The 464-nt window shown below is 76.1% G+C and carries 1 protein-coding gene; it reads right to left on the bottom strand.

Annotated features, from left to right (window positions below; translation table 11 throughout):
* Nucleotides 1-464: sulfite exporter TauE/SafE family protein (locus FLQ44_RS07915; protein ID WP_240801211.1), on the bottom strand; the 464-nt coding region annotated here is incomplete at its 3' end.

Raw genomic sequence — 464 nt, 5'->3', positions numbered from 1 at the left:
GCCGGCGGTGACAGCCAGGCGTAGCTGCTGGCACTGGCCACGGCGATCGCCACGCCACAGGCGCTGGAGGTGCCGACCGCGCGCACCGGCGGCACGCCGAGCCAGACCAGCAGGGGCACGGTCAGGCTGCCGCCGCCGATGCCGACCACCGCCGACAGGCCGCCAATACCGAGACCGGCCGCGGCCAGCGTCGGCGAGCGCGGCGCATCGCTGCGTTCGCGCTCGGCGCGCGGCGTACCGAAGGCAAGCTGGCTGCCCGCCAAGAGGCAGAACCCGGCCACGCACCAGCGCAGGGTGTCACTTTCCAGGCCGCTGGCGAGCAGGGCACCGCCCACGCCGCCCAGCATCAGGCCAGGCACCAGGGTCCAGACGCTGGGCCAGAGCACGCTGCCCCGGCGCGCATGCGAACGGGCGGAGGGGCGAGCGGTCGGGGTGGGGCCTGGCAACGGCGTCGGCAGCGCCAC

It is taken from the genome of Vogesella mureinivorans, assembly GCF_007644035.1.
In the GTDB taxonomy this organism is placed as follows: Bacteria; Pseudomonadota; Gammaproteobacteria; order Burkholderiales; family Chromobacteriaceae; genus Vogesella; species Vogesella mureinivorans.
This window is presented reverse-complemented; position numbering and strand designations above follow the sequence as displayed.